Origin of the sequence: Maritimibacter sp. HL-12, assembly GCF_900177545.1 — a bacterium.
GTDB lineage: Bacteria > Pseudomonadota > Alphaproteobacteria > Rhodobacterales > Rhodobacteraceae > Sinisalibacter.
In genome coordinates, this window is the sequence record NZ_FXBQ01000001.1 from 2746109 (window position 1) to 2768216 (window position 22108).

Here is a 22108-nt window from a genome sequence, read left to right on the forward strand (position 1 = left end):
CCTCTCCCCGGCCTGTCGTTCCGCTGTGCCCGGGGCCGGGCAAACGCCAGCCCCGGACGGGTTCAGATCACTGCCACGGGCCTTTGACGACCACGTCCACCGCGCCCTCGCGGCCGGTCGAGGCGACGCCCTTGAACACGCCGTCCTGCCACTGGCCCACGGTCCAGAACGAGGGGTTGTTGTTGTTCTCGTCGAAGTCGAGGGTGCCGATCACGGTGTCGAAGGCGTTTGCCTTGATGTGCTCGATGATCGCGGCGTTATCGAGCCCGACTTCCTCGATCGACTGTTCCAGCACCTCGAAGGTGGAGTAGACCATCGCAGAGGCCCAGTAATCGGGCTCGGCGTCGGTCACCTCCTCGTGGCGCGCGGCGTAGCTCTGGAAGGCCTCGTCGTCGGCATTCACACCGCCAACCCCGAGCACCCCCTCGACCGAGTCACCAAAGCGCCCGGCATAGCTTGGAAAGGCGGTGCCCACGGCAGTGTAGAATGCCCCGACCTGCAGATCCTCGATCTGCGCCTGCTCTGTCAGCGCGAAGGTATCGGCCGGGTAGGAGAAGGCCACGAAAGCATCGGGCTCGGCGGCCTTGGCGCCTTTCATCACCGGCGACAGATCCTGACTGCCGAGCGGATAGGAGGTTTCATAGACCAGTTCGAACCCGGCTTCCTCGAAGGCAGGCTTGGCCACGTTCACCAACTCGATCCCGAAGGCGTCGGCCACGTTGACGAGGGCCACCTTGTTGCCGATGTCGCCGCGGTCGCGCAGGCCGGTCAGCACGTCCACCGCACCCTGTGCGACCGCGACCGCGCCGCCGAGCGAGATGAACACGTTGGGGAACTGCTGCGACAGCTCTTCGGCCTTGTCGGTGGTCGCCGTCGAGGTGATCATCGGGATGCCGTAGCGGTGGTAGATCGGCGCCGAGGCGAGGTTGAGGCCGGTGGAATAGGGCGGCAGGATGATATCGGCCTCGTCCTGCTCGACCAGTCGCTGCACCGCCTTGATGGTCTCGCCGGGGTTGGTCTGGTCGTCATACTCGATGACTTCCAGCATCCGCTGGGTGCCGTCGACATTCAGGCCGCCACGGGCATTGACCGTCTCGACCCAGAGCTTGACGTTGGGCCAGTAAGACACCGCGGCACCACCGGCGAGCGGGCCGGTTTTCGGGGCCACGGCCCCGACCTTGAGCGTATCCTGCGCCGCAGCGGGCAGCGCCGTTAAGCCCGTTGCAAGCGCCAATGCGGCGATCTGGGCAAATGTCCTGCGTTTCATGGTTATGTCCTCCCTGACATGGTTCTCAGTTTTTTCCCGGGTCTTCCGGGCCGACGGCGGGTTCGTCCCGCACGGTCATCCATTGAATCTCGGTGAATTCGTCGATCACGGCCTGGCCACCGAAGCGGCCATAGCCACTGGCCTTCACCCCGCCATAGGGCATCGCCGGGTCGTCGCAGACGGTGGAGCCGTTGACATGCACCGCGCCGCACTCGATCCGCTGCGCGATTGCGCTTGCCTTGTCCACGTTGCGGCCGAAAACCGCGGCGGCAAGGCCGTATTCGGTATCGTTCGCCACAGTCACCGCCTCGTCGGCGTCGGCCACGCGGATGACCCCGACGACCGGCCCGAAAACCTCTTCGCCATAGATCCGCATGCCATAGGCGACATGGTCGAGGATCGTCGGCTGCACCGCCACGCCGTTGCCCTCGCCGCCGGTCACCAACACGGCCCCCTTGGCGAGCGCGTCGTCGATCAACCCGCGCACCCGGGCAACCGCCTCGTTGCCGATCAACTGCCCGAGCGGGCCTCTCCCGGTCGCCGGATCGAAGCGCAGCTCCTGCGCCTCCCGTGCCAGCGCGGCGATGAACGCCTCGGCCACCGGCGCTTCCACCACGATCCGGTCGGTCGCCATGCAAACCTGGCCCTGGTTGAAAAACGCACCATGGGCCACGGTGCGCGCTGTCGCCTCGATATCGGCGTCGGCCAGCACGATCGCGGAGGCCTTGCCGGACAATTCCAAAAGGCATTTCTTCAGATGTCGCGCCGCCATCACGGCGATCTCGCGGCCAACCCGCGTCGAGCCGGTGAAATTCACCCGCCGCACCGCCGGATGCGCGATCAGGGCCTCGACCACGCTGTGCGCGTCCTCTGGAGCATTGCTGACGAGGTTGAGCACGCCGTCGGGCAGGCCCGCAGCGATCAGCGCCTCGGCGACCCTCTCGTGCAACTTGGGGCAAAGTTCCGAGGCCTTCAGCACCACGGTATTGCCCAGGGCAAGGGGCGCGGCCACGGCGCGCACCGCCAGCGTCACCGCCGCGTTCCATGGCGCGATGCCGAGAACGACGCCGGTTGGCTTGCGGATCAGCCGGTAGCTGGCACCTACCGGGCCGCCCGCAGCCTGCGTGGTGCCGATCGCATCGGCGAGGCTCGCGGCGTGTTGCAGGGTTTCGCAGGCAATCTCGACATTGAAGCGCACCCAGTCTGCCGACGCGCCGACCTCGGCCGCGCCGATCTGGCAAAGCTCCTCGGTGGCGTCGCGCAGGCAGTCGGCGGCGCGGCGCACCAGCTTGGCGCGCTCGGCAGGCGCGCAAGCCGACCATTCGGGAAACGCCCGCGCGGCGGCATCGGCCGCGGTTTCCGCGCCCGCGGCATCCAGCGCCGCGGCCCGCGTGACCACCGCCCCGGTGATCAGGTCGCGCCGCTCGAAGGTGCGGGCGTGCGGGGCGGCGACGGACGCGCCACTGATGATGGCATTGGCTACGAACAAGTCGTCCTCCCAAACGGCTTATCGCTTACGCGCGGTCTGAATCGTTTCACGCAGACGCCTCGGCGCTCTCCCATTGCACCGGGTCAAACCAGCGTCGGTTGACAAGCGGCATCCGTAAATGGCCAAATGTGGGAAAGAATTATTGTTTTGAGGGAAAAGGTTGCCATTTCGCGGAATCTCGGGTGCGTCAGCCGGTCGCAGGGTGGAAACCCCGATCCGGGCGGAACGATTCCGCGCGGACCTGCAGCCGCGGTCCATCGGCCTCGCCGGGCTGGACGACACCGAGAATTTCCGCGCAATCCATCTTGAAAGGGGCGAGGCGTCGCTGCGGCTCACCGATGCCACGCCGCTGCCACTGCTGGGGCCGGTCATGGGCTGGTTTCCGTGGCACGAGGGGATGCGGCTCGAACTGGCGGCCGGGGCGCAGGGGTGTCACCTGGCCCTTGGGCGGGGCACGTTGAACCGCACCCTGGCCCGCGCGCCGGAAATCACCGATCTGCGTTTCATGGCGGATCGCAGGCTGCTTTTGCGGCTCTCCGGCGAGGGCGCGCGGATGGCGCCGACGGTCTCTGCGTGCTTCGCGGGGATCCTTGCCGAAACCCTGCTGCCGGGCCCGCTCAGCGCCTCGGTGGTCGAGTCGTTCCTGCGCGTGCTGCTTGTCCAGTTGCAGCGTGGCCAGATCCAGGGCGGCGCGTCGGGGTCGGCCGCAGGCGGCTCGCCCGCGCTTGCCAACCGGTTCACCGCCCTGGTCGAAGGCCATGTCCGCGAGCGCTGGACGGTGGCGCGCTACGCCGCCGAACTCGGCATTTCCCGCGACCGGCTGAACGACATCTGCCTTCGCACGCACGGCCGCCCGCCGGGCCGGATGATCCGCGAGCGATTGATGATCGAGGCCAAGGCCTATCTCGAACAATCCTCCCTTGCGATTGAACAGATTGCCGGTGTGCTCGGATTCTCCGGTGCCCCGCAATTCAACCGCTTTTTCAGCCAGATCGAGGGGTTGGCGCCGGGACGCTACCGATCCCGCCATCGCAGCCTTGCGCAGCTCGACCACGAAGCCGTCAGCGACGTCGATGATGCGCTCTATTCCTGGCCCTGATCGGGCTTCGATTCCAGTGCGCAAGATCGCGCCCCCGCCCGTCGCAAGGCAGCCGAGCGGCGGTGCCGGTGGCCCCTGAGCAGCAGAAGTCGCGCGCTTCGGCCCCGGTCGATCCGGCGGCACGCCCTGGCGGATCGTCACAAAAGTTTTTCGGAACCGTTAAGAAAGTTTGACGGTCAGCCGGTCTTGTCTCAGCGACAGAATCAAGGGGGCCTCATGCTCGTCGTTGAAGACCTGACCAAGACCTTTGGCGCGAATACCGCCGTTGATCGCGTTTCGTTCACCGTGGAAAAGCCGATGATGATCGGCATCATCGGCCGCTCCGGCGCGGGCAAATCCACCTTTCTGCGGATGATGAACCGGCTCACCGACGCCACCTCCGGGCAGCTTTCCTTCGAGGGCCGCGACGTGCTCGGTCTGACCGGGCGGGCGCGGCGCGAATGGCAATCGGACTGCGCGATGATCTTCCAGCAGTTCAACCTCGTGCCGCGGATGGACGTGGTCTCGAACGTGCTGCACGGCACGCTTGGCCGCAGCTCGACACTGGCGACGATGTTCAACCTGTTCCCGAAGGATGACATCCACCGCGCCATCGACATCCTCGAACGGCTCGGCATCGCCGACCACGCGCCCAAGCGCGCCGAGGCGCTCTCGGGCGGGCAGCAGCAGCGCGTGGCGATCGCCAGGGCCTTGATGCAGGACCCCAAGATCATCCTCGCCGACGAGCCGATTGCCTCGCTCGACCCGATGAACGCCCAGACCGTGATGGAAGCGCTGCGCCGCATCTTCGAGGAAGACGGCCGCATGGTGATCGCCAACCTGCACACGCTCGACACCGCAAGGCGCTACTGCGACCGGGTGATCGGGATGCGCGACGGGCGGATCGTGTTCGACGGCTCGCCCGACCAGCTCACCACCGGTGTGGCGCGCGACATCTACGGTGCCGGCGCAGATTTTTCCGAAGCCGCGACCAGCACCAGCATCGACGCCATCGAAACGCCCGCCCTCCGCGCGATCCACGAAGCGGAAGCGATCGTCTGAAGTTCCTTTCCCGAGTTCCCCCTCCCGTCGCGGTGCCCGCGTCGGAACCAACCACTGAAGAGAGAGAGAAACGATGAAAACCACCCTTGCGGCCATCCTGGCCACCACCGTCCTCGCTGCCCCCGCCGTCGCGCAGGACAGCATCAGCGAATTCCGCATCGGCATCCTCGGCGGCGAGAACGCCCAGGACCGGATGACCTCGAACGAGTGCTTCCGCGCCCACACCGAGGAACTGCTCGGCGTGCCCACCAAGCTGTTCACCCCGGCCGACTACGACGGCGTGATCCAGGGCCTGCTCGGCGGCACCCTCGACATGGCCTGGCTCGGCGCCTCGTCCTATGCCAAGACCTACCTGACCGACCCCGAGGCCGTCGAGCCGGTGCTCGTGAAGGTCAATGTCGATGGTTCCTACGGTTACCATTCGATCGGTTTCGCCCGCACCGACAGCGGCATCACCTCGCTCGAAGACATGCAGGGCAAGGTTTTCGGCTTCGGCGACCCGAACTCCACCTCGGGCTTCCTGATCCCCTCGATCGAGATCCCCGAAATCACCGGCGGTTCGATGGACTCGGGTGACTACTTCGGCGAAGTCAAGTTCACCGGCGGTCACGAGCAGACCATCGTCGCGGTGTTCAACGGCGACATCGACGGCGGCGTGACCTGGGCCGACGGCCTCGGTGAATGGGAAGAAGGCTACAACTCGGGCGCGCTGCGCAAGGCCTCCGACGCCGGCATCGTCGACATGAACGAACTCGTCGAGATCTGGAAGTCGAAGCCGATCCCGGAAGGCCCGATCGTGCTGCGCAAGGACCTGCCCGAGCGCATCAAGGTCGACATGACCGCGCTGATGGCCTCGCTGCCCTACATGGACGCCGACTGCGCCTACAACTTCATGGCCGGCGAAGCGCTCGGCATGATGCCGATCAACCACGACGCCTACGAGTCGATCATCGGCGCGCGCCTCGCGGTGCAAGGCGAATAACCCGACCCAAAATACCGGGCCCGGCTCCCGAAGGGGGCCGGGCCACGTTTTTAGAGCAGACCTGAAAGACAAGGGGACACGCCATGGCGGACACCACGCTGAACCAGGGTTCGCCCGAAGTCACGGCCGAGATCCGCGACGCCTACATGGCGATGACGCGCACCAAGCGCATGTATGGCGGGATCATGCTGGTGGTGTTCATTGCGCTGATGGTCTCGGGCTTCATGCTCGCCGACAGCCGCAACGCCGGCGGCTTCTGGAACGGCATCCTAAACATCTTCCAGTTTCCCGGTGAAGTGCTGGCCGAGGCCAGCGCCAAGGCCGCCAACCTGCCCGCGCTGATGGTGAAATTCTTCCCGTCGCTGCTGGAGACGATCAACATCGCCGCCGCCTCGACGCTGGTGGGCGGGCTCATCGCCATCGTGCTGTCGCTCCTCTCCACCCGCGGGCTCGCCCGTTTTCCGGCCTTGATCGGGCTGTTCCGGCGGATGATGGACATCATGCGCGCGGTGCCCGAGATCGTTATCGCGCTGGTGCTGATCTTCATCCTCGGCGGCGGCCCGGTGCCGGCGATGATCGCCATCGCCTTCCACACCGCCGGCGCGCTCGGCAAGCTGTTCTCCGAGGTCAACGAAAACGCCGATCTGAAGCCGGTCGAGGGGCTGGCCTCGGTGGGGGCGAACTGGTCGCAGCGGATGCTGCTCGGCGTGGTGCCGCAGGTGGCGCCGAACTGGCTGAGCTATGCGCTGCTGCGTTTCGAGATCAATATCCGCGCCTCCGCCATTCTCGGCTTCGTCGGCTCCGGCGGGATCGGCTACGATCTGAAGAACGCCTTCAGCTGGGGGCAGGGACGCTACGACGAGGTCGCCGCGATCTTCATCCTGCTGTTCCTCACCATCGTGTTCTTCGACCAGCTTTCCAGCCATTACCGAAACAAGCTCGTGGGAAAGGTCTGAACCATGACCGCCATCGCCGACATGCCGCAGACCGAAAACCTGCATGACACCGCCACCCGGCTGATCGGCCGCAAGCGCCTGCTGGCCTTTGCCGTGCCGGGGGTGATCCTCGCCTATTTCGTCTACCTGTTCTTCGCCTTTGACATCCCCGGCCTGATGGACCGGGCGCGGATGGACAACGCCGCGATCCTCGTCGCCGACAGCTACAGCTACAAGACCCACGTCACCCACGACAACCGGGTCGGCGGACTCGGGTTCGCCGTCGAGGGCGAGGCCAAGGGCACCTACCCCGAGGGCATGGTGCCGGAGTTCGTGACGATGAGCGGCGACGATGCCGCCCGGATCGAGCTGAAAGCCGGCGAGGCGGCCGAGATCGACGGCTCGACCTTGCGCTACACCGTGCCGGATTACGGCACCGTGGTGGTCACGCTGGAGGGCCGCGAGATCCTGCTCGAAACCCCCGATGGCGAAGTGCCCGACTGGATCAGCGCCAGTTCCTCGCGGGTCAACATCACCGGCGCGGGTGGCCGCGCCAGCGTGACCCGCGCGCGCACCGAGGTGTTTCGCTACGCCTTCGGCTGGGAGCTGTTCTGGTTCACGCTCGACAGCCAGTTCTACGGCAAGACGCCCGCCGAACTGGCCGGGCTGGTGCTCTCGGGGGACCGCGTGGTGGACGGCAAGAGCAACCTTGCCGCGATCGCCCACGATGTCTGGTACAACAAGATGTGGCGTCACGGCGACGTGCTCTGGGCGATCTTCGAGACCATCCTGATGGCCTTCCTCGGCACCATGGGCGCGGCCCTGGTGGCGCTGCCGATGGCCTTCCTCGCGGCGAAGAACTTCAGCCGCCTGATGAGCATCCGCTTCGCCATGCGCCGGCTGTTCGACTTCGTGCGCGGGGTCGACGGGCTGATCTGGACGATCATCCTCAGCCGCGCCTTCGGCCCCGGCCCGATGACCGGCGCGCTGGCGATCCTGATCACCGACACCGGCTCTTTCGGCAAGATGTTCTCGGAAGCGCTGGAGAATGTCGACGACAGGCAGATCGAGGGCGTCGCCTCGACCGGGGCCAAGACGCTGCACCGTTACCGCTTCGGGGTGATCCCGCAGATCACGCCGGTGCTGCTCAGCCAGGTGCTCTACTACCTCGAATCCAACACCCGCTCGGCAACAATCATCGGCGCGATCACCGGCGGCGGCATCGGCCTTTTGCTGACCCAGGCGATGATCACCCAGAAGGATTGGGAAGAGGTGAGCTACTACATCGTGCTGATCGTGCTGATGGTGATGGCGATGGACACGATCTCGGGCTGGCTGCGGCGCAGGCTGATCAAGGGCGCTTGATGCGGCTCCTGGTGACGGGGGCGAACCGCGGCATCGGCGCGGCGCTGGTGACGGCGGCGCGGGCGGACGGCCACGAGGTCATCGCGGCAACGCGGCCGGGGCAGGGCGGTGACGTGCTCTTCGATGTCACCGACCACGCCGCGCTCGCCGGTGCGGCGGCCGACCTCGGCCCGCTCGACGTGCTGATCAACAACGCCGGTATCATCGGCCCGGCGCGGCAATCGCCGCTCGACATGGATTTCGACGGGTTCCGCGAGGTGCTCGAGGTCAACACCCTTGCGCCGCTCGCGGTGGCGCAGGCCTTCCTGCCCAACCTGCGCCGCGGCACCCGCCCGCGCATCTTGTCGATCTCGTCGCAGATGGCATGGATGGGCTACGCCAAGTCCGACCGGATCGCCTACCGGGCCTCGAAAGTGGCGCTCAACAAGGTGATGCAGGGGCTTGCGACCGACCTTGCCCCCGAGGGCATCGCCGTCGGCGTCGTCGATCCGGGCTGGGTGCGCACCGAGATGGGCGGGCCGGAGGCCGAGGAAGACCCTGCCACGGTGGCCGCTGGCATTCTCGCGCTGATCGACGGGCTCTCGCCGGAGCGCAGCGGGCTGTTCTGGTCGTGGCGGGGGCAGGTGCGCGAATATTGACCTTGTCACGCGCCTGTGACCAGATCGTCATGATACGGCAACAGCTTGCGGAGAAAACCATGGCGAGACATCACGGAGCCGCCCGATGCCAACGCGCTTTCGCAGCCTGTTTCTTTCCGATCTTCACCTCGGCGCGCGGGCTTGCCAGCCGCGCGCGGTGCTCGATTTCCTTCAGGCGCACGAAGCCGACGCGATCTACCTGGTGGGCGATATTCTCGATCTGTGGCACGGAGGCCAGGTGCATTGGTCGCCGGTGCACGACGCCGTGATGAGCGAGCTGGAGCGGCGCGCGCTGAACGGCGCCCGGGTGGTCTATCTTGCCGGCAACCACGATGCCGCCCTGCGCCAGCCGGGGGCCGCGCGGCTGCCGGACGCCTGGGAACTGCGCGAGGCGCTGGTGCATCGGGCGGGCGACGGGCGGGCTTATCTCGTGCTGCACGGCGACCAGGCCGACAGCCGGATTCTGCGTCTGCACGCCATGACCCGGATCGGCAGCCGCGCCGATGCGCTGATGCGCGGGCTCGATGCCTGGCTCGGCCGCCGGCTCGACGCCTGGGCCCGCAAGGGCGACGACAGCCCGATCCGCGCCGCGATCCGCGCCTTCAACAGCCTGTTCGTGATGGGCGGGCGCTTCGAGCGCCGGCTGGTTGCCCTCGCCGGAGCGGCGGGGCTTCAGGGCGTGATCTGCGGCCATTCCCACAAGCCGGGGCTGCGCGAAATCGACGGTCTGCGCTATGCCAACTGCGGCGACTGGGTCGACAGCTTCACCGCGCTGGTGGAAGACGAGAGCGGTGCGCTCAAGCTGGTCGACTGGTCGGCAGAGGCTGCGGCCCGGCCCGGTCCGGTTCAAGGTATCCCGGCGGAGGCCCCGGCGATGGCCCGGAGCGCGGGCTGATGCTCGTTGCCGTGCTTGCCACCGTCTTCACGGTCACGCTCGCGGTGCACCTGCTCAGCACCGCGCTGGCCTGGCCCCGTGCCGCCCGTGAGCGCGGACCAGACGCGCCCGCGCGCCCGCCGGTCTCGCTGGTGCGGCCGGTCTGCGGGCTCGACGTCTTCGACGCCGAAACCCTCGCGTCGTCTTTCGGGCAGGATTATCCCGACCACGAGATCCTGTTCTGCGCCGCCTCGGCAAACGATCCGGCCGTGGCGCTGCTTGAGAAGCTGATCGCCGACCACCCGGAGGCGCAGGCCCGTATCCTGATCGGGGATGACCGGATCAGCGCCAACCCCAAGCTCAACAACCTGGTGAAGGGCTTTGCCGCCGCCCGCGGCGACTGGGTGGCGATGACCGATGCCAACCTCTTGCTCACGCCCGACTATCTCAGCCGCCTCGATGCCACCCGGCGAGCCGATACCGGCCTCGTCTCCTCGCCCCCGGCCGGGATCCGGCCCGGCAACTTCTGGGGTGCATTGGAATGCGCCTTCCTGAACTCCAACCAGGCGCGCTGGCAACTCGCGGCGGACGCGCTCGGGATCGGCTTCGCCCACGGCAAGACGCTGTTCTGGAACCGCGACCTGCTGAGCGCGGGGGGTGGCCTTGAGGCGCTGGCCCGCGACCTTGCCGAAGACGTGGCCTCGACCAAGCTGGTGCGGGGGCAGGGAAAGAAGGTTCGCCTTGCCCGGACGCTCTTCGGCCAGCCGATCGGCAAGCGCGATTTCGACGAGGTCTGGGGGCGGCAACTGCGTTGGTCGCGGATCCGCCGCGCCGGGTTCCCGGCGATCTTCGGCCTCGAGATCCTGCAAGGCCCGCTGCCGCCGTTGCTGGCGCTGGCGGCGCTTGTCGGCCACGGCACGGTGCCCGGCCCCGCGCTCGCCGCGTTCGCGGTCCTCTGGTATGGTGTCGAACTCGCGCTCGCGCGGGCCCACGGCTGGCCCGCCGCCCCGCGCGACATTGCCGCGATGCTGCTGCGCGACGCGCTTCTGCCCGCGCTCTGGATCGTCACCTGGCGCCGTCGCGGGTTCACCTGGCGCGGCTCGGTGGTGGGCGCGTGAGTGGGGCCGTGATCGGTCTCGACGCGCTCGCCCTGCTGCTCAGCAAGCACGGGCTCGCGGTGCTGGCCCCGGCGGCACTCGTCGAAGGCCCGATCGTGACGGTGATCGCGGCGTGGCTCGCAAGCCGGGGATTGTTCGATGTCTGGAGCGTCGCCGCCGTGGTGATCCTGGCCGACCTGGTGGGCGATTTCGCCTTCTACGGGCTCGGCCGCGGCGGGCTCGCGCGCCTGCCCGCGCGGTGGCGCACCCGGCTCGGGCTCGGCAGCGACCGCCTCGCGCGTCTGGCAGGGCATTTCGAGACGAAGGGCGGGCGCACCTTGCTCTTTGGCAAGTTGACCCACAGCTTCGGCTTCGCAGTGCTGGTGGCGGCCGGTGCAGCGCGGATGCCGTTGCTCACCTTCTTCTGGTTCAACCTGCTCGGCACCGTGCCGAAAAGCCTCGCCTTCGTCGGCATTGGCTACGGTTTCGGGGCGGCCTATGCCCGGATCGACGACTGGATCGCCCGCGCCTCGCTGGTGGTGCTTGCCGTGGCCCTGCTCGCCGGGATGATATGGCTGATCGGGCGGGGGGCGCGGCGATGAGCGGCGCGCCCCGGCTGTCCTGCATCATCCCCGCGTTCAACGAGGCCCCCCGGATCACGGCGGTTCTGGAAACCGTGCTGGCCACCCCGTGGATCGACGAGGTGATCGTGGTCGATGACGGCTCGACCGATGCCACCGCCGAGATCGCGCGCGGTTTCGCGGCGCGTGACAGGAACCTGACCCTACTCATCCAGCCGATGAACGGTGGCAAGACCCGGGCGGTCGCCGCTGGCGTGGCGGCGGCGCGGGGCGCGCTGATCCTGCTCGTCGATGCCGATCTTGAGGGCCTGACCCCCGACCATATCGCCAGCTTGGCCGCGCCGGTGCTCGAAGGCCGGGCCGATGCCGCGGTCAGCCTGCGGCGCAATGCGCCCTGGCCCTGGCGGGCGATCGGGCTCGATTACATCTCGGGCGAAAGGGTACTGCCCCGCGCCTTGCTCGTGGCACATCTCGACCGGCTCGACACCCTGCCACGCTTCGGGCTGGAGGTGTTCATGAACCGGCTCTGGATCGCCAACGGGTTGCGGATCGCGGTGGTGCGCTGGCCCGGGGTTTCGAGCCCGCTCAAGGGCGCCAAGCACGGCGCCCGTGCCGGGATCATCGCCGATCTGCGCATGTTGGGCGACATCTTCCAAACCGTGCGGCCATGGGAGGCGCTGGCACAGATCGCCACCCTGCGGTCGCGGCGTATCTGACCTCGAAAGGACCCCCATGCCCCGGCTCGGCGACGATCCCTTCCTGCACGAAGGCTGCGAAATCACGGCCACGACCTTTGGCCGCTTTGTCGAGATCGGGGCCGGGTCGCGGCTGCAGTTCTCGACCATCGACGACTATTCCTATTGCGACCGCTACGCCGACATCGCCAATGCCGAGGTTGGCAAGTTCGCCAATATTGCCAGTTTCGCGCGGATCGGCCCGACCGATCACCCGATGGCGCAGGCCTCCTTGCACCACTTCCTCTACCGCTCGCCGGATTACTGGGACGATGCCGATATCGACGCCGGTTTTTTTGCCGAGCGCAAGGCGCGGCGGGCGCGGATCGGGCACGACACCTGGATCGGCCACGGCGCGGTGATCCGTCCGGAGGTGACGGTGGGCGATGGCGCGGTGGTTGCCTCGATGGCCGTCGTCACCCGCGACGTGGCCCCCTACAGCATCGTTGCAGGCATCCCCGCGAAGCCGATCCGCGCGCGCTTTCCCGAGGTGATCGCCGACCGGCTCATCGCGCTGGCGTGGTGGGACTGGAGCCACGATACCCTGCGCGACCGGCTGGAGGATTTTCGCCGCCTGCCGATCGAGGCCTTCATCGAAAAATACGGCTGATCACTCCGCCGCCATCCCGAACGCCCGGCGCGCGTCGAGCAGACGCAGCGCCGCTTCGCCGGACAGGTGGGCAATCCGGCCTGCCGAGATCGTCGCCTCGATGCTGCGGTCGGCCTCGTTGACGAGCACGAAATCGGCCCGTTTGCCGGCAGCGATCTCGCCGCGGTCTTCGAGCCGCAGCAGCCGGGCGGGCACCGTCGAGATCATCGCCCAGGCGCGGGGCAGGCTGCGGACCCCGAGGTCGGCCAGGGTCCAGGCCGCTTCGGCAAGGCTGCGGTAGTGGTAATCGGAAACCAGCGCGTCGCACTGGCCCTTGGAAATCAGCGAAAGTGCCGGGATACGGCCCGCCTGTGAGCCGCCGCGCACAACGTTGGGCGCGCCCATGATCACCGCGTCGCCGGTTGCCTTGGCGACGGCGGCGGCGCTGTAGGCGGCGGGAAACTCGGCGATATGCGCGCCAAGGATGCGGAACCGCTCGCGGGTGTCGCCGTCGGGGTCGTCATGGCTGCCATAGGTGATCCCCTGCCGGTCGAAGGCTTCGACCAGCCGCAACAGGTTGCGCGGCACCAGCGCCTCGGCGGCGCGCGCACGTTCGAGGCCCTGGTGCAGCGCTTCGAGCGGGCGGCCCTCGCGCTCGGCCCAGGCGGCGAGCTTGTGCGGCGCGCGGGCGGCCATGGTGAGCGTTTCGGGCAGGTGGTTGTTGAACACGACGTAGTCGATCTGGTGGCGCAGCAGGGCCGCGATCAAACGGTCGCGGGTTTCCGGCATATGGGTTTCCAGCCGGATCTGGAGCCGCATGTCGATCAGCGCGCCGGGCCGGAACGTGTCGAGCTCGAACATCAGCGCTTCGGCGAAATCGGGGCTGCGCATGCCGCCTTCCCAGCTCCAGCCCTGCGCGAGCCAGGCGGTGGTCACGCCGTGGGCGGCGGCGTCGCGCTGGGTGGCGCGCAAGCCGCTTTCGATCGGGAAGGGTGCGCTCGGGCGCGGGGCGATGTGGCGCTCGAAAGCGTCGCCGTGCAGATCGACGATCCCGGGCAGGAGCAGGTAGCCGGAAAAATCGCACTCCGGTGCCGGCGCGTCGGAGAAGACACCATTGGCGACCGTCACCGCGTCGCGCTGGAGCGCACCGTCACGAAGCAGGGTTGCGCCGGTGAGGCGCAAAGGGGGAAGCGTGGCCATGATGAAACCTGCGGTTGTCTTTTTCCAACCTTATAGCCGAATAATGTGTCGGGTTCGTGACTCTGGATCAGTCGTTTGCGAGACTGAGCGTTACCCGGTCGCCGGCGAACCACGTCAACCCGCGCTCGATCCGCAGCCCCTCGGGGGTGACATTGAGCGCCTCGGTGCGCAGCAGCGGATCGCCCTCGCGGACGCCGAGGTGCAGCGCCTGGGTCGGGCTGGCGCGTTCGGCGCTGACCCGGGTTTCGGCGCGCAGGTAGTCATCGACACCGCACCGCCGCAGCGCCTCGGTGACGGATGTCACTTCTGCCAGCGCGGCGGCGAGGCCGGGCAGGTGTTCGGCCGGAAAGGTGCTCACGAAATGCCCGAGCGCGGTGCCGTTGGCCAGCGACAGGCCCTCGTAGACCACCACCGCGGCGCCGGGCGCGAGGCCGAGTGCGGCGGCCTCCAGCGGATCGGCGGGGCGGGTCTCGACCCGGAGCACGCGCTTTTCCGGCAAGCGCCCGGAGGCGCGGATATTCTGGTGGAAGCGCACCCGGCGGCCGATCGGATAGTCCGTAGGCGTGGCGGTGACGAAAACCCCGGCACCCCGGCGTGCCCGCACCAACCCGCGTTCGGCCATGTCGGAGAGCGCGCGGCGGACGGTATGGCGGTTCACCCCGAAACGCGCGGCGAGGGCGGCCTCGGTGGGCAGCTTGTCGCCGGGGCGATAATGCCCCGCGCCGATCTCGCCCTGGAGCGTCGTCGCGATCGAAGTCCAGACCGGGGTGCCCATGATCGGTTTCCTGGTGTCACCAAAATTTCACAAGACTCTGCGGCACGAATCTGCCAAAGATTTGTCTAGTTGTATAGGCTGACCGAAATATCCACAAGGTATCGAATGACCGGGACGACATTGGACATCGAGGCACGCAAGGGCTGGATGAGCCTGCTTGCGAAGGCCCCGCCCGCGCGGCTCGCCAGCCTTTTCGAGGAGGCCGGGGCAAGGCCTGGTTTCACCTGGCTTCGGCCTCCCGAGGTGGGGGGCGTCATGCTGCGCGGGCGTATGGGGGGCACCGGCGCGCCCTTCAACATGGGCGAGATGACCGTGACCCGCTGCGCGCTCAAGCTGGCGACCGGCGAGGTCGGGCATGGCTACGTGCAGGGTCGCGACAGGGCCCACGCCGAGCGCGCCGCGCTGGTGGATGCGCTGATGCAGACCGGCCGCGCCGACGAGCTGCGCGCCACGGTGCTCGCCCCGCTCGAAGCCGAGGCGCTGGTCGCCAGAACCTCGCGCGCGGCCAAGGCGGCGGCAACGCGGGTCGATTTCTTCACCATGGTTCGGGGAGAGGATTGATGCGGGACGATGTGCTCACCGGCGGATTTTCCGACGCCCCGGTTCAGTCCGCCCGGGCCTTTCGCGCAGCCCTCGATGCGCTGGCGCGGCCCGGCCGGATCGTGACGCTTTCGGGCGGTGCCGCGCCCGCGCCGCTGTCGACCGCCGCCGCAACCCTGCTGCTCACGCTCTGCGATGGCGAGACGCCGCTATACCTTGCCCCCGGCCACGACGCGCCACAGGTGCGCGACTGGGTGGCCTTCCATATCGGTGCGCCGATTGTCGGCCCCGGCGAGGCGATGTTCGCGCTGGGCCGCTGGGCGGCGCTTGGCCGGCTCGACCACTACCCGGTCGGCACGCCGGACTACCCCGACCGCTCGGCCACGCTGATCGTCGAGCTTGACCGCCTCGCGGCGGACGGTGCGCGTCTTACCGGCCCGGGGATCGCGACCGAGGCCCGGCTCTCGCTGCCCGAAACCGCGGCCTTCGAGGTCAACCGCACACGGTTCCCGCTGGGGCTCGATTTTTTCTTCACCGCGGGAACCGCGCTTGCCGCGCTGCCCCGCACCACGCGCGTGGAGGCTGGCTGATGTATGTCGCCGTCAAGGGTGGCGAGCGCGCCATCGACAATGCCCATGCCTGGCTTGCCGAGGAGCGCCGGGGCGATCCCGGCGTCGGCGAGCTTACGGTGCCGCAGATCCGCGAGCAGCTTTCTCTGGCGGTGAACCGGGTGATGGCGGAGGGCTCGCTCTACGACCCCGACCTGGCCGCGCTGGCGATCAAGCAGGCGCGCGGCGACATGATCGAGGCGATCTTTCTGATCCGGGCCTATCGCACCACGCTGCCGCGCATCGGCCACGCCAAGCCCGTCGACACCGGCGCGATGGCCTGCGACAGGCGGATCAGCGCCACCTTCAAGGATGTGCCGGGCGGGCAGGTTCTGGGCCCGACTTTCGACTACACCCACCGGCTGATCGACTTCGCCTTGGCCGCCGAGGGCGAGGCCCCGCGCTCCGAACAGGCAGACCCGTTGCCGGGCACGATGCCGCGTGTCACCGAGTATCTCAACCTCGACGGGCTGATCCAGCCCGAGGCACCCTCTGATGACACACCGCCTGACATGACCCGCCAGCCGATGGAGTTTCCCGCCGGGCGGTCCTTGCGGTTGCAGGCGCTGACCCGGGGCGACGAGGGCTTCGTGCTCGGGATGGCCTATTCGACCCAGCGCGGCTACGCAAAGAACCACCCCTTCGTTGGCGAATTGCGGATTGGCACGGTGGCGGTGGAGATCGACATCCCCGAGCTTGGCTTCGCGGTCGAGATCGGGGAAGTGGTGCTCACCGAGTGTGAAACCGTCAACCAGTTCACCGGCTCGAAGACCGAACCGGCGCAGTTCACCCGCGGCTATGGCCTCGTCTTCGGCCAATCGGAACGCAAGGCGATCTCGATGGCGCTGGTGGACCGCGCGTTGCGCTGGGCAGAGCTTGGCGAGGACAATCTCGGTGCCCCGGCGCAGGACGAGGAGTTCGTGTTGTCCCACGCCGACAACATCCAGGCGACGGGTTTTCTCGAACACATCAAGCTGCCGCACTACGTTGATTTCCAATCCGAGCTGGAACTGGTGCGCCGGCTCAGGGCCGAGGCGCAGCAGGCCGGAACGTCCGCCGAGAGCGGCGGCACCGCTCCCCAAAGCGTGGAGGCGGCAGAATGAAACCCTCGGCGGTGGTATTCGACATCGGCGGCGTGCTGGTAGACTGGGAGCCGGTGCGCGCCTTCGAGCCGGCTCTGGGCAGCCGCGCGGCGGCTGAGGCGTTCATGGCGCGGATCGGCTTTCGCGATCTCAACGTCAAGGCCGACGCGGGCGCGCGATTCATCGATCTGGCTGGCGGGATCGAGGATGAAGCCGACCGCAAGGCCCTCGAAGGCTACGTTGACCATTTCGCGCGCAGCGTGGAGGTGGCAATCGAGGGAACCTGGGCGCTGGTCGAGCGGCTGCGCGCAAGCGGCGTGCCGCTGCATGCGATCACCAACTGGTCGGCGGAGACATGGCCCGAGGGGCTGAAGGCGCATCCCCGGCTTGGCACCAGCTTCGGGGTGACGGTGGTTTCCGGTCAGGAAGGCGTGGCAAAACCCGACCCCCGCATCTTCGCGCTGCTCTGCGCGCGCGCGAACGTGGAACCCGACGCGTGCCTGTTCATCGACGATGGCCCGCACAACGTCGCCGCCGCACGCGCCTTTGGTATGGACGCGGTGCAGTTCTCCGATCCGGGCAGGCTGGCCACGGATCTTGCCGAAAGGGGCCTGCTGTGAGCGCCTACAACTTCGCCTATCTCGACGAACAAACCAAGCGGATGATCCGCCGCGCCCTGCTCAAGGCCATCGCCATTCCCGGCTACCAGGTGCCGTTTGCCAGCCGCGAAATGCCGATGCCCTACGGCTGGGGCACCGGCGGGGTGCAGGTCACCGCCGCCTGCCTCACCCCCGAGGACCGGCTCAAGGTGATCGACCAGGGCGCGGACGATACCACCAACGCGATCTCGATCCGCAAGTTCTTCGAAACCACCGCCGGGGTAGAGACCACCGAGCGCACCGGCGAGGCGACGGTGATCCAGACCCGCCACCGGATTCCCGAAGCGCCGCTGGGGGACGACCAGATCCTCGTCTACCAGGTGCCGATCCCGGAGCCCCTGCGCTTTCTGGAGCCGCGCGAGACCGAGACCCGGCGGATGCATGCGCTCGAGGAATACGGGCTGATGCACGTCAAGCTCTACGAAGACATCGCCCGCCACGGCGCGATCGCCACCTCCTATGCCTACCCGGTGAAGGTGGAAGGGCGCTACGTGATGGACCCGTCGCCGATCCCGAAATTCGACAACCCCAAGCTCGAAAGCGCTGCGATCCAGTTGTTCGGCGCGGGGCGTGAGCAACGGATCTACGCGATCCCGCCGCATACCAGGGTGGTCAGCCTCGATTTCGAGGATCACCCCTTCGTCGCCTCCAAGGCCGATCACGCCTGCGATCTCTGCGGGGCCGAGCAAAGCTACCTCGACGAGGTGATCGTCGACGACGCGGGCGGGCGGATGTTCGTCTGCTCCGACACCGATTTCTGCGCCACGCGGCAGGCCGAGGGCCATCGCGGACGCTTCAGCCCGGAGGCGGCGGAATGAACGGCGCAAATTTCTGCGAAGAAATTTGCCAGGAATTTTCGAAAATTCCTGGCCGCGAGGAGGCAAGGTCATGACCCCGCTGCTGTCGGTACGCGATATCGCGAAATTCTACGGGCCCCGGGTGGGCTGCGAGGGGGTGAGCTTCGATCTCTACCCCGGCGAGGTGATGGGGATCGTCGGGGAATCCGGCTCCGGCAAGTCGACGCTGCTGAACGTGCTCGCCGGGCACCTGCCCGCCGATCGCGGCGAGGTTCTGTTCGACACCCGCGCCGAGGGACTCAAGGACACGCTCACCATGAGCGAACCCGAGCGGCGGATGCTCTCGCGCACCGATTGGGCCTTCGTGCACCAGAACCCGCGCGACGGGCTTCGGATGGGGGTGAGCGCCGGTGGCAACGTCGGCGAGCGGCTGATGGCGGTGGGGGCGCGGCACTACGGCGAGATCCGCGACACTGCGCTCGACTGGCTCGGCCGGGTCGAGATCGAGGCGGGCCGGATCGATGACCGTCCGAATGCGTTTTCCGGCGGGATGCAGCAGCGCCTCCAGATCGCGCGCAACCTCGTGACCGGCCCGCGGCTGGTGTTCATGGACGAGCCAACCGGCGGGCTCGACGTGAGCGTGCAGGCGCGCCTGCTCGACCTGTTGCGCGGTCTGGTGCGCGAGATGGGGCTTTCGGTGCTCATCGTCACCCATGATCTCGCGGTCGTGCGGTTGCTTGCCGACCGGCTGATGGTGATGAAATCGGGCCGCGTGGTGGAGGCCGGGCTCACCGACCAGGTGCTCGACGATCCGCAGCATCCCTATACCCAGCTTCTCGTTTCCTCCGTGTTGCAGGTCTAGGCGAACGCCATGTTGCAGGCCTACAGGATATCCGCCGGTCGCCTCACCCGCCTTGCCGAGGACGAGGCTCTGGCCCGCGCCGTATGGATCGACCTCTGCGCGCCCGACCCGGGGCAGGTGGCCGAGGTCGAGGCGCTGGGGGTCGCGGTGCCGACGCGCGACGACATGGAGGCGATCGAGCTTTCGGCGCGGCTCTACCGCGAGGCCGGAGTCGATTACATGACCGTCGTGTTGCCGGGCATGACGCCGGAAGGCGTGCCGGTTCTGGCACCGGTCACCTTCATCCTCGACGGCACCCGGCTGGTGACGGTCCGCCATCACGCGCCGCGGCCCTTCGAGGCCTTCCCCGCGCGCACCGGGCGCGGACCGCTGGAAACCGCCGATGCCGCCGGGGTCTTTCTTGGCCTTGCCGAGCAGATCATCGCCCGCTTCGCCGATATTCTCGAAGAGATCGGCTCGGCGCTCGATGCGCTCTCCGCGCGGGTTTTCACGGATGGTCACGCCGCCGCCCGGGGCAGCCTGCGCGGCGCGCTGACCACGATCGGCCGGGTCGGCGATCGGGTCGGTCGGGTCCGGCTCGGGCTGCTGACGATGGAGCGGGCGCTTTCGTTCTACGGACAGACGCTGCACGAGGGCGCGGGGGACGCGCCGCGCGCCTCGGTCGTCGCGGCCTTGCAGCGCGACATCGCGGCGCTCGCCGAACACGCAGATTTCGTCTACGCCCGTATCGGCCTCGTCGACGATGCGACGCTGGGCATGATCGGGCTCGAACAGAACGCCGCGCTGCGGATCTTCTCGGTGGTGGCGGTGTTGTTCATGCCGCCCACGCTGGTGGCCTCGGTCTACGGCATGAATTTTGCCGCCATGCCCGAGCTCGGCCAGCCCTGGGGCTACCCCGTGGCGCTCGCGCTCATGCTCGCCTCGGCGGCGCTCACATACCTGATCTTCAAATGGAAAAAATGGCTCTAGGGGGCATCATGACGACTGCGATGATCGAGGTGCGGGAGGTTTCGAAGGCGTTCACCTTGCACAACCAGGGCGGGGCGACGATCGAGGTCATGCGCGGGGCGAGCTTTTGCGTGGCGCCGGGCGAATGCGTGGCGCTCACCGGCACCTCCGGCGCGGGCAAGTCCACGTTGATGCGGATGATCTATGGCAATTATCTCGCGGCCTCCGGGCAGATCATCGTGGGCGGCGTCGACGTGGCGCGCGCCGAGCCGCGCGAGATCCTCGCGCTCCGGCGCCGCACGCTGGGCTATGTCAGCCAGTTCCTGCGGGTGGTGCCACGGGTGCCGACGATCGAGGTTGTCGCCGAGCCACTGCTTGCGGTCGGAACCCCGCGCGAGGCGGCGCTGGCGCGCGCCGGTGACTTGCTCGCCCGGCTCAACATTCCCGAAACGCTCTGGACCCTCTCACCCACCACTTTCTCGGGCGGTGAACAGCAGCGGGTGAACATCGCGCGCGGCTTCGCCCATGCCTACCCGGCAATGCTGCTCGACGAGCCCACCGCCTCGCTCGACGCGGGCAACCGCGCCACCGTTCTGGCGCTGATCGAGGAAGCCAAGGCGCGCGGCGCGGCGATTGTCGGGATCTTCCATGACGAGGCGGCGCGCGCGCGGGTGGCCGACCGCGAGATCGACGTCTCCGCCTTCACCCCGCAGGCGGCGGCGTGAGCGGCATCTTCGCCATCGTCGGGCCTTCGGGCGTTGGCAAGGACAGCCTGATGCGCGCGGCGGCGCAGCGGCTGCCCGGGCTGCACCTCGTGCGCCGGGTGATCACCCGCGATCCCGACGCCGGTGGCGAAGACTTCGACGCCGTGAGCCGGGAAGAATTTCAACGCCTGCACGCCGCCGGGGCCTTCGCGCTCGACTGGGAGGCGCACGGGCTGCGCTATGGCATTCCCGCCGAGGTGACCCGGCGTCTCGCGCGCGGCGAAACCGTGCTGTTCAACGGCTCGCGGGCGATGCTGGGGCAGGCGGCGCAAGTGTTCCCGGCGCTGCGGGTGATCCACGTCACCGCCCGCCCGGAGGTGCTGGCGGCGCGGCTTGCGGCGCGCGGGCGGGAAACCCCCGCCGAGATATCGGCCCGGTTGGAGCGGGCCCGGCTGGCCTTGCCGGCGGGGCTCGACGTGGTCGAGATCGACAATTCCGGCGCGCTGGAAACGGCGACGGACGCGCTCGTTGCACTGCTTCACCCGGCCAGCGTGTAGCGGTTGAGAAGATGGAACATGCCGTCCTCGTCCTCGCCGAACAGGCACAGATCCTTGATCCGGAACGGGCGTGGCAGGAGCGGCGCGAGCACGGGGTCGAGCGCGCGCGCGCTCTGGTCGAGGGCGGCCTCGGAGAGCTTGCCGGTGAGCGTAAGATGGAAACGGAAATCGTCCATCACGTATGGATAGCCCCACGTGGCGAGATTGGCCTGCTGTCGCGGCGTGAGATCAGCGGCCCGGCGCCGGCGGTCAAGCTCGGCTTGGGTGGGCGGCTGGCGGTGCCGGTCCAGCCCCTGGACAACCTCCGCCGCGAGGGCCGCGAGCGGTGCGGTGTCGCCCTCGGGCGTCAGGGCGAGAAAGCCGCCAAGCCGGTGAAGCGCAAGACCGTCGAGGGTGACCGGGGCGAGATGGGCACAAAGAACGGCGAGATCGGCTTCGAGCGCGCCGGGGCTGGTGGCGAGGCCGAAGGGTGGCTTGATCGTGCCGTGAAAGCCGTATTTGCGCGGCGTTGCGGTGATCTCGTTGGCGGGCATCGGCAGGCCGGGCAGGGCGAGCGGCCCGGCCGAGCGCCCCCGCGCAGCGTCCCACCCGAGCCATTCGGCCGCGAAATCGGCGAACGCCCCGGCTTCGGGCGCGTAGTAGACGGCGAAACGAGAATATTTTTTCATGCACCCGGACCTAGCCG

General features: G+C 68.1%; 25 protein-coding genes. 20 read left to right on the forward strand and 5 right to left on the reverse strand.

From position 1 onward, the window contains the following. Nucleotides 1–67: 67 nt before the first annotated feature. A complete protein-coding gene (locus tag B9Y97_RS13725; RefSeq protein WP_085527270.1) occupies nt 68–1267 on the reverse strand; it encodes an amino acid ABC transporter substrate-binding protein in 1200 nt (399 codons plus the stop codon). A 25-nt stretch (nt 1268–1292) separates the two neighbouring features. Next, nucleotides 1293–2756 carry an aldehyde dehydrogenase family protein gene (locus tag B9Y97_RS13730; RefSeq protein WP_085527271.1) on the reverse strand — a complete coding sequence of 488 codons (1464 nt, stop codon included), beginning with the start codon at nt 2754–2756 and terminating at the stop codon, nt 1293–1295. A 202-nt stretch (nt 2757–2958) separates the two neighbouring features. On the opposite strand from B9Y97_RS13730, the gene B9Y97_RS13735 reads away from it, so the two are divergent. From B9Y97_RS13735 to B9Y97_RS13785, 11 genes are all read left to right on the forward strand, one after another. Next, nucleotides 2959–3855: a helix-turn-helix domain-containing protein gene (locus B9Y97_RS13735; protein WP_254900923.1), complete on the forward strand. Its 897-nt coding sequence runs from the start codon at nt 2959–2961 to the stop codon at nt 3853–3855. A 216-nt stretch (nt 3856–4071) separates the two neighbouring features. Then, on the forward strand, nt 4072–4896 hold the full coding sequence (gene phnC, locus B9Y97_RS13740; RefSeq protein ID WP_085527273.1) for a phosphonate ABC transporter ATP-binding protein: 825 nt from the start codon (nt 4072–4074) through the stop codon (nt 4894–4896). Nucleotides 4897–4969: 73 nt separating this feature from the next. Further along, nucleotides 4970–5878: a phosphonate ABC transporter substrate-binding protein gene (phnD, locus tag B9Y97_RS13745; RefSeq protein WP_085527274.1), complete on the forward strand. Its 909-nt coding sequence runs from the start codon at nt 4970–4972 to the stop codon at nt 5876–5878. 83 nt (nt 5879–5961) lie between these two features. Continuing rightward, nucleotides 5962–6834: a phosphonate ABC transporter, permease protein PhnE gene (gene phnE / locus B9Y97_RS13750; RefSeq protein WP_085527275.1), complete on the forward strand. Its 873-nt coding sequence runs from the start codon at nt 5962–5964 to the stop codon at nt 6832–6834. A 21-nt stretch (nt 6835–6855) separates the two neighbouring features. Next, nucleotides 6856–8178 carry a phosphonate ABC transporter, permease protein PhnE gene (gene phnE / locus B9Y97_RS13755; protein WP_254900977.1) on the forward strand — a complete coding sequence of 441 codons (1323 nt, stop codon included), beginning with the start codon at nt 6856–6858 and terminating at the stop codon, nt 8176–8178. Between the two features lie 11 nt (nt 8179–8189). Further along, nucleotides 8190–8816, forward strand: a complete 627-nt coding sequence (locus B9Y97_RS13760) for an SDR family NAD(P)-dependent oxidoreductase (protein WP_254900924.1) — start codon at nt 8190–8192, stop codon at nt 8814–8816. 85 nt (nt 8817–8901) lie between these two features. Further along, on the forward strand, nt 8902–9711 hold the full coding sequence (locus tag B9Y97_RS13765; RefSeq protein ID WP_085527278.1) for a UDP-2,3-diacylglucosamine diphosphatase: 810 nt from the start codon (nt 8902–8904) through the stop codon (nt 9709–9711). Next, nucleotides 9711–10808: a ceramide glucosyltransferase gene (locus B9Y97_RS13770; protein ID WP_085527279.1), complete on the forward strand. Its 1098-nt coding sequence runs from the start codon at nt 9711–9713 to the stop codon at nt 10806–10808. The genes B9Y97_RS13765 and B9Y97_RS13770 overlap by 1 nt, the downstream gene beginning before the upstream one ends. Next, nucleotides 10805–11389 (forward strand): DedA family protein, encoded by a 585-nt coding sequence (locus tag B9Y97_RS13775; protein WP_254900925.1) that lies wholly within the window; start codon nt 10805–10807, stop codon nt 11387–11389. The genes B9Y97_RS13770 and B9Y97_RS13775 overlap by 4 nt, the downstream gene beginning before the upstream one ends. Continuing rightward, nucleotides 11359–12084: a glycosyltransferase family 2 protein gene (locus tag B9Y97_RS13780; RefSeq protein ID WP_254900926.1), complete on the forward strand. Its 726-nt coding sequence runs from the start codon at nt 11359–11361 to the stop codon at nt 12082–12084. The genes B9Y97_RS13775 and B9Y97_RS13780 overlap by 31 nt, the downstream gene beginning before the upstream one ends. 16 nt (nt 12085–12100) lie before the next feature. Then, nucleotides 12101–12712: an LbetaH domain-containing protein gene (locus B9Y97_RS13785; RefSeq protein WP_085527281.1), complete on the forward strand. Its 612-nt coding sequence runs from the start codon at nt 12101–12103 to the stop codon at nt 12710–12712. On the opposite strand, the gene B9Y97_RS13790 is transcribed toward B9Y97_RS13785, so the two are convergent. Next, nucleotides 12713–13891, reverse strand: a complete 1179-nt coding sequence (locus B9Y97_RS13790) for an alpha-D-ribose 1-methylphosphonate 5-triphosphate diphosphatase (protein ID WP_085527282.1) — start codon at nt 13889–13891, stop codon at nt 12713–12715. It abuts the gene before it with no gap. Nucleotides 13892–13958: 67 nt separating this feature from the next. Then, nucleotides 13959–14669, reverse strand: coding sequence for a phosphonate metabolism transcriptional regulator PhnF (gene phnF, locus B9Y97_RS13795; protein ID WP_139828313.1), 711 nt, complete (start codon nt 14667–14669; stop codon nt 13959–13961). A 102-nt stretch (nt 14670–14771) separates the two neighbouring features. On the opposite strand from phnF, the gene phnG reads away from it, so the two are divergent. The 9 genes from phnG to phnN all read left to right on the forward strand — a co-directional run bounded on the left by phnG (nt 14772) and on the right by phnN (nt 21423). Next, on the forward strand, nt 14772–15227 hold the full coding sequence (phnG, locus tag B9Y97_RS13800) for a phosphonate C-P lyase system protein PhnG (RefSeq protein WP_085527284.1): 456 nt from the start codon (nt 14772–14774) through the stop codon (nt 15225–15227). Further along, nucleotides 15227–15796, forward strand: a complete 570-nt coding sequence (gene phnH / locus B9Y97_RS13805; RefSeq protein WP_085527285.1) for a phosphonate C-P lyase system protein PhnH — start codon at nt 15227–15229, stop codon at nt 15794–15796. Before phnG ends, phnH begins: the two co-directional genes overlap by 1 nt. After that, entirely contained in the window at nt 15796–16917 is a 1122-nt protein-coding gene (locus B9Y97_RS13810) for a carbon-phosphorus lyase complex subunit (protein ID WP_085527286.1), read from the forward strand. Before phnH ends, B9Y97_RS13810 begins: the two co-directional genes overlap by 1 nt. Further along, on the forward strand, nt 16914–17516 hold the full coding sequence (locus B9Y97_RS13815) for an HAD family hydrolase (protein ID WP_085527287.1): 603 nt from the start codon (nt 16914–16916) through the stop codon (nt 17514–17516). The genes B9Y97_RS13810 and B9Y97_RS13815 overlap by 4 nt, the downstream gene beginning before the upstream one ends. Continuing rightward, a complete protein-coding gene (locus B9Y97_RS13820; RefSeq protein ID WP_085527288.1) occupies nt 17513–18373 on the forward strand; it encodes an alpha-D-ribose 1-methylphosphonate 5-phosphate C-P-lyase PhnJ in 861 nt (286 codons plus the stop codon). Before B9Y97_RS13815 ends, B9Y97_RS13820 begins: the two co-directional genes overlap by 4 nt. 70 nt (nt 18374–18443) lie before the next feature. Next, the gene (phnK, locus tag B9Y97_RS13825; RefSeq protein WP_085527289.1) at nt 18444–19214 is read left to right on the forward strand and encodes a phosphonate C-P lyase system protein PhnK; all 771 of its coding nucleotides are present in this window, start codon (nt 18444–18446) and stop codon (nt 19212–19214) included. Between the two features lie 9 nt (nt 19215–19223). Beyond that, complete coding sequence (locus B9Y97_RS13830) at nt 19224–20183, forward strand: magnesium transporter CorA family protein (protein WP_085527290.1); 960 nt, start codon at nt 19224–19226, stop codon at nt 20181–20183. Between the two features lie 20 nt (nt 20184–20203). Beyond that, nucleotides 20204–20887 carry a phosphonate C-P lyase system protein PhnL gene (phnL, locus tag B9Y97_RS13835; RefSeq protein WP_085527291.1) on the forward strand — a complete coding sequence of 228 codons (684 nt, stop codon included), beginning with the start codon at nt 20204–20206 and terminating at the stop codon, nt 20885–20887. Then, nucleotides 20884–21423, forward strand: a complete 540-nt coding sequence (phnN, locus tag B9Y97_RS13840; RefSeq protein WP_085527292.1) for a phosphonate metabolism protein/1,5-bisphosphokinase (PRPP-forming) PhnN — start codon at nt 20884–20886, stop codon at nt 21421–21423. Before phnL ends, phnN begins: the two co-directional genes overlap by 4 nt. On the opposite strand, the gene B9Y97_RS13845 is transcribed toward phnN, so the two are convergent. Then, nucleotides 21405–22091, reverse strand: coding sequence for a DUF1045 domain-containing protein (locus B9Y97_RS13845; protein ID WP_085527293.1), 687 nt, complete (start codon nt 22089–22091; stop codon nt 21405–21407). The genes phnN and B9Y97_RS13845 overlap by 19 nt on opposite strands. Between the last annotated feature and the right edge of the window lie 17 nt (nt 22092–22108).